This is a genomic window from Delftia sp. ZNC0008 (genome assembly GCF_000799035.1).
GTDB lineage: Bacteria > Pseudomonadota > Gammaproteobacteria > Burkholderiales > Burkholderiaceae_C > Comamonas > Comamonas tsuruhatensis.
This window is the reverse complement of the sequence record NZ_JTKZ01000664.1, coordinates 1-6,983: the sequence shown is the minus strand read 5'-3', so window position 1 is coordinate 6,983 and position 6,983 is coordinate 1. Positions and strand designations below refer to the sequence as shown.

At 62.5% G+C, this 6,983-nt stretch carries 3 protein-coding genes; all 3 read left to right on the top strand.

Annotated elements, in window-relative coordinates; all coding sequences use genetic code 11:
- A partial coding sequence (locus L995_RS21905; RefSeq protein ID WP_052195853.1) for an LPD38 domain-containing protein occupies positions 1 to 4,627 on the top strand: 4,627 nt, incomplete at its 5' end.
- 138 nt (positions 4,628 to 4,765) lie between these two features.
- A complete protein-coding gene (locus tag L995_RS21900) occupies positions 4,766 to 5,455 on the top strand; it encodes an IPTL-CTERM sorting domain-containing protein (protein ID WP_197065174.1) in 690 nt (229 codons plus the stop codon).
- A gap of 18 nt (positions 5,456 to 5,473) precedes the next feature.
- Entirely contained in the window at positions 5,474 to 6,511 is a 1,038-nt protein-coding gene (locus L995_RS34710) for a hypothetical protein (protein ID WP_082001607.1), read from the top strand.
- The last annotated feature ends 472 nt before the right edge of the window (positions 6,512 to 6,983 follow it).

Below are 6,983 nucleotides of genomic sequence, written 5' to 3'. Positions count from 1 at the left end.
CCGCGTCTTCAAGAAGGACGGCGGGTATTTCATCCGGGCCAAGCACCTGGCGCTCCGGCGCGGTGAGAGCGCCGTGGCGCCGGCCATGACGGCCGACCTGGCGCAGGAACTGCTGCGCATTGCTGGCGGCAATGTCCCTGGCTCCGGGCGCGGCGCCCAGCAGGCGCCAATGGCGCGCGCGCAAAAGGTCGTGGACGCGGTGCGCCAGGCCTGGGCCAATGCGCCGCATGTCAACGTGGTGTTCGACCTGCAAGACCCGCGCGTGCCCCAGGAGGCGCGCGACACGGAACGGCTGCAGGCCGCCGAGGGAGCGGAGGGCGTGCCCAAGGGCTTCTACTTCGATGGGGAGGTCTACCTGGTGGCCAGTCAGCTGGCCACGCCCGAGGAAGCGGCCCGCGTGCTGTACCACGAGGCGCTGGGCCACCACGGCCTGCGCGGCGCCTTCGGCGAGAAGCTGGATGCGGTGCTGGACCAGATCATCGTGGCCCGCCCCCGCGAGGTGCGCACCAAGCTGCAGGAGTATGGAGAACTGGACGACCTGGTGGGCCGGCGCTACGCGGCCGAGGAGGTGCTGGCCGAGATGGCCGAGACACAGCCGCAGCTCGGCTTTGTCCGCCGCGCCGTCGCCGCCATCCGCGCCTGGCTGCGCACCCATGTGCCCGCGCTGCGCGACCTGGTCATGACGGACGCGGAGATCATCCGCGACTTCATCCTGCCGGCGCGCCGCTGGGTGGAGCGTGGCGCTTTGGCAGGCGCCTTGGCGCCGGTGGCAAGGCCTGCGTTCAGCCTGGACAGCGGCGCGGGCCGCCGCGCGCTGCAGGAGTTGTCCGAGCTCGACGACCTGTTCACCTTTCCCAGGTCGCAGAAGACGGACCTGGCTGCCATCGCCCACGAGCACGACCCAGAGATCCGCGTCAGCAAGCCGGTCAGCGTCGCGGGCCGGCAGGAGTACACGCTCACCATGTCGGGGGGCAAGAAGGCCATCCTGTCGGTGCGCCAGCCCAACCCGTATGGCGGCGAGCAGGTCTACGACATGCTCTACACGGCGGAAGGCATGGAGGCCGTGGCCGGCAGGCCTGGCGAGAACCCGGAGGATGTGCCTCCGACCACGGACGTGTGGCTGGACGTGTCCAAGTTGTCCCGTGGGGACTCGGGTGCCATGGCGTACAGCATCGCCGCCACCTTCGCGCACAACACGGACAGCATTTTCATCGGCGATCCTCACGGGCTGAGCAAGACCGCGCTGCGTCGCCGGCTGGAGCAGATGCTGTCCAGCGCCTTGAAGTTCGGCACCACGCGCCACTTGGCGCCGCACCCCGACCAAGTGCGCGGCGGTCACGGCGTGCCAGGCCTGCGCTGGGTCTATGGGGATGACGTGGGGAATGTGGAGCGCATGATTGCGGCGAGTGTGGCAGCCACGGATAATGCTTTCCCAACCTCCAACCAGATCGAATATGACGCAGACCACGGTACTTTCCGACGTGCCAGCACCGGAGATCAACTATCAAGACAGCGACTGGCTGTCCTGGTTGGACAATCCCTCCGAGCAAGCCGTGGCATGGATAGAAGCGGACCAGCAGAAGCGGAAGCTGGCTGGCGAACAGTTGCGCGAGCGGCTGTCTGGCGTGCCCTTCTACGCCGAGCGGGCGGGCAGGACCAAGGAGATCGAAGGCAGCGAGGCTCCCTACTGGGAGAGTTTGCTAAGCGGCACGCACAAGTTCTAACCGACTCTAGCCGCAGCCGCCGAGTTTTCTATAGCCGCGGCGCCGCCTCCGGCGCTGCCACTCCAGCGCAGTCCAAGGGCCGCCTGGGGCGTTTGCAGGACAAGGTGGCGGACCTCACCGGCTACCGCTCCGTCGATGACTTCCTCTACGCCTGGCAGGACAAGTTCATCGACCTCAAGCGCATCCAGGAACACATCAAGGCCTTGAACGGCACCGTCAGCGAGACGAATGACGCCTACCGAGGCGAGGAGCTGTACCACAAGCGTGTGGCCAAGCGCACGGCCAACTTCCTGCGCGACGAAGTGCAGCCGCTGCTGCGACGTCTGAACGCCACGGGCGTGGCAATCGAGGAGCTGGAGCGCTTCCTGCACGCCCGGCACGCGCCCGAAGCCAACCTCGTCATGGCCGAGCGCAACCCTGGTGCGCAGCAGCTGCAGGCCCAGCGCAATGCCGCTGGCAAGACCGTGGAAGATCTGCGCCGCCAACTGCAGCGTGCCCAGGCCCGAGGCATGGCCGCCGGCCCGGTGCAGAAGGCGCTGGGCCAAGCCCTCATCGATCAGGACCGCTGGGACCGCGCCGAGGCCTTTGACGGCACCGAGGAGGAACGCCTGTCGCTGTCGGGCATGAGCGATGCCGAGGCGGCGGCGGTGATGGCCGGCTACAGCCCGGAGCAGCGCCAGGTGCTGGACGAGCTGGCCGCGCGCGTGGACCGTATCAACGACGGCACGCTGCAGACCTTGGAGAACTACGGCCTCATGGACCAGGCCACGCTGGGGGCCTGGCGCAAGACCTACCAGCACTACGTGCCCCTGCATCGGGATGAAGCGCACCCAGAAGGCAAGGCACACCCCATTGGCCAGGGATTCAGCACCCGAGGTGACGCAGCGAAGCGGCGCACAGGCTCCAACGAGCGCGTGACCAACATCTTGAGCCACGTCGTCATGCAGCGCGAAACAGCACTCATGCGGGGCGAGAAAAACAATGTGGTCAAGCGCATGTACCTGCTGGCAGCGCAGAACCCGGACAAGGAGCTTTGGAGCCTGGAACTGCCCAAGAAGAAGGCACTGGACACGGATACGGGCCTGGTCAAGACCATGGTGGATCAGGGAGCCAAGGTGCGCGACAACGTGGTGACGGTGCGCATTGGCGGCAAGGATCGGTACATCGTCTTCAACGAGCGCAACGAGAAGGCCGTGCGCCTGGCCGTGGCCATGAAGAACCTGGACGCCATGGAACTGGACCGCTTCACGCGGATTGCAGCCTGGATCACGCGGTGGTTCTCCTCGGTCAACACCCAGTACAACCCTGTATTCGGTGTCATGAACCTGGCGCGCGACCTGCAGGGCGCCATGCTGCAGCTGTCCACCACGCCACTGGCCGGGAAGCAAGCCGAGGTGTTCCGCAACATCCGGCGAAACACGCGCGCCATCTACAAGGATCTGCGCCGCGAGCGTCGGGAGGAGGGCGCCGGCACGAGCGAATGGGCCAAGCTGTGGGAGCAGCTGCAGCTGGACGGCGGCACCACTGGCTATCGCGACCTGCATGCCGATCCCAAGGACCGCGCCAAGGCATTGCAGAAGGCGCTGGACCAGGTGAGCGAGGGCAAGGTGGTTGGCAGCGGCCGCGCGCTGCTGGCCTGGCTGTCGGACTTCAATGAGACCCTGGAGGCAACAACGCGCCTGGGTGTCTACAAGGCTGCGCTGGACCAGGGCATCAGCCGGCAAGAGGCCGCGAGCATCGCCAAGAACATCACGGTGAACTTCAACCGCAAGGGCCGCAACACCTCCGTGGTGGGGGCACATTTTGCGTTCCTGAATGCCGCGATTCAGGGCAACAAGCGCATGCTGGAGACGCTGGCGGGGCCTGCCGGGCGCAAGATCATGATGGGTGGCGTGGCCCTGGGCATGGCGTCGGCCATGGCCGGCTACCTGATGATGGGCGGCGGCGATGGTGCCGACGACGAATGGAAGAAGATCCCCGAGTTTGTAAAGGAGCGGGCGATCATCATCCCGCTGGGACGCCAGGACTATGTGGCTATCCCTCTGCCTCTGGGCTTCCATGTGTTCCCCAACATCGGCCGCACCATCGTGGAGATGGGTGTGCACGACGACCCGACGAAGAGCCGAATGGGGCACGTCCTGGACATGGCCGTGCTGGCCCTCGATGCCTACAACCCGCTGGGCGGGTCTGCGGATCTGGGGCAGATGGCATCGCCTACTTGGTTTGACCCCGTGCTGTCCCTCGCTCGCAACAAGGACTGGACAGGACGGGAGATCTACCGAGAGGACCGGAATTCAAACGACCCAACGCCAGGCGCGAGCCGGGTGAAGGATTCGACTGCGAAGCCTTACCGCTGGCTGGCCTCCTTGGCCAATGCCGCGACGGGCGGCAACGAATGGCGGCCCGGCGCTGCCAGCCCAACGCCAGAGGCCATCGAGTACCTGGTGGAGCAGATCACTGGCGGCGTGGGCCGCGAGGTGAACAAGGCCGTGGCCATGACCACTTCCGCCTTCACTGGTGAGGAACTGGCGCCGCATCAAATTGTTCTGGCAGGGCGTCTCTATGGGAACACGCGCGGCGCCAACGGCCAGAGCAACGCCTATTACGAGAACCTCAAGCGGATCAACATCAGCGAGAGCGAGTTCAAAGCCCGGGTCCAACGTGGCGAGGATGCTGATGCGGTGCTGGCTGACGTGCCTCTGGCGAGGGCCTATGACGCAGCCAAAGCACTGGACAAGAAGATCTCCGACCTCCGCAAGTTTCGCCGCAGCGTGCAGGCTAGCGATGCACCGAACAAGCGCGATCAGGTCAAGGCGATCAATCAAGAGATTGAGGTTTCCATGCATCTGTTGAATGCGGAGGTGCACCTAACGCTGGAAAAAGCGAAAACCCAGCGCCCATGACAAACAACAAAAACGCGAACTAGTTCTTGATCGAAGATTTCAATGCGTTGCACATTGTTTCAGTTGACAATGCTTGACACTTTTGGCGCATTACTGTGACTGTGCCCTGCGGTCTTGATGCCCAGTGGAGCTTGTTTGATGAATTTTTCACTTTCTCGATGGCTGGCCGGGGTTGGCTTGGCTTTTCTGCTGTCCTCCAACGCCGCTGCCCAGTGGTCCTATCCACCGGGCAGCTCTCTGGTCGTCCCGCCGGGCGGCGCCGTGGACCTGTCCTGCTCTGCACTGGACATGCAGGGAACCCTGGACTTGGGCGGCGCCCTGACCGTCGATTCTTCGGCTACGTTCGCAAGTACCGCCGCCATCACGAACAGTGGCGGAACGCTGTCGGTGGGTGGTGACCTGCAGATCAACGGATCACTGAATGCCGGCAACAACACGATCGAGCTGCGCGACGGCTGCGATCCGGGCAACACCAGCCAGCTCAGCGGCACCTTGGTCGTGCAGAACCTGACCATCAAGAGCAGCACGGGCCGCACCTTTGTGCTGCCTGTCGGGGCAAATATCACCGTGCTCGGGACGCTGACCGTCGAGGGAGTGCCTGGTCAGCCTGTGGTGCTGCAGGCTGCCAGCGGCACTGCGGTCATCAACCTGGGTCCCGGTGCGACGGTGGTACGCACCAATGCGACGGTTCCGCCCACTGTGCAGATCGGTGCAGGTCCCGGCCCATCGGCTGCGGCCATTCCCACACTGAGCGAGTATGGGTTGGTCCTTCTCTCTGTGCTCATGGGACTGGCGCTTTGGCGTCAGCGCCGCACTGCACAACGTTAGCCACTACACATTCAGACTATGAAAACCATGAAATTCACGCTGCGCTCTGTCTCTTTCGCTGCGGCCATCGTCTTGAGCGGCGCTGCAGTGGCGGCTCCTGGCGGCGCCGACATCACCATCACACCACCCGCCAATGGTGGATTCGTCATCAAGAACAATGCAGGCAATGCAGAGCGGTTCCGGGTGATGGAAACAGGCGATGTATATCTGCCCAACCTATCCAACACATCGGAGGCTGGCAGCGTGGCCTGCTATGACGATGTGACGGGGCGACTGGGCAAGTGCGCAGCAGGGGCGATTGTGGGGAACCCGGGGCCGACGGGAGCAACCGGGGCGACCGGTGCAACAGGACCTGCAGGCGCGACCGGCCAGGCAGGTCCTGCGGGACCCACAGGTCCGGCCGGCGTTCAAGGCCCGGCGGGCCAGACAGGCGCTCAAGGCCCCATTGGTGCCACGGGCCTTCAAGGTCCGACGGGGGCGCAGGGTGATATTGGCTTGCCTGGTCCTACAGGCCCCGCAGGCCCTGCAGGTGCATCGGGTGGTAAAGCCATCATGAGCAGCAGCGCGAAAGGCATGGCGTTGACAACGATTGCAGGTGGCTTGCCCGGCAACGTTGCGGTCTTGCCGATGAATGGCTACGTTCCTGCTGCTGCAATGCAAAGTCTTATTGGTGGAAACCTAGACCTTACAGCACAGCAAGCAGCAGATGGAGTACCTCAATCATTTCCAGCTGATGGTGTTATAACTGGATTGACTGCGCAAATCCAGAACACCAATGCATTGAGTTTGGTGGGAACTACTATCTCATTGCAGGCGCAACTTTATACATCCGTGGATAATGTATTTTCGCCAGTGCCAGGAGCGGTATGCACAATGGGTCCTAGTTATACGGGGATTCTTACTATAGGTACTATTTCGAGCTGCGTTGTTACTGGTTTGAGCATTCCTGTTACATCTGGTACGCGAGGGGTTTTCGTAATTTCGGCAAATGCTTTTGGTCTTACTTTGGTAAATACTGTGAATGTCGTAGGGGGGGCATCGCTTGTAATGCAATAAAAGCCTTGTTTTAGTATTCACCGTGCTCTCAGATGCTGAAAAGTGTCTGAGAGTTTTTTATTTAAAATTTCCTAAAAAGATTTCGATAATATTGCCGGGGTGTGGTTTTGATGAGAGAAGACGACGGGAACGCGTCGGAGCCGCACACAGGTCAACGATATTCCGGCCAAGTGGCTAGGTACTGCAGTAGAGGATGCTGCGCTGGAGGCATCAGCGAATCGTCACCACTGGGATATCTGCGTGGGCCAAGCCCGGCACAAGCAGCTGACGAGCTATATGGTCCTTTTACTATGACCAAATCCTGCCCAAAGTAGGCCAAAATTGTGTGGAAAAGGCATGATTGCGAAAACACCAGAAGCGTGGCTATCGCTGCAAGTTGTTGATGTAAAAGGCGTTTTCTCTTGTGCCTATTTCGGTGAATCGGACTTTTAATCCGTTGGTCGCGAGTTCGAATCTCGCAGGACCCACCAAA

Coding starts and splice junctions, on each gene's coding strand:
- L995_RS21900 (WP_197065174.1), top strand. CDS start 4,766: ATGAATTTTTCACTTTCTCGATGGCTGGCCGGGGTTGGCTTGGCTTTT.
- L995_RS34710 (WP_082001607.1), top strand. CDS start 5,474: ATGAAAACCATGAAATTCACGCTGCGCTCTGTCTCTTTCGCTGCGGCC.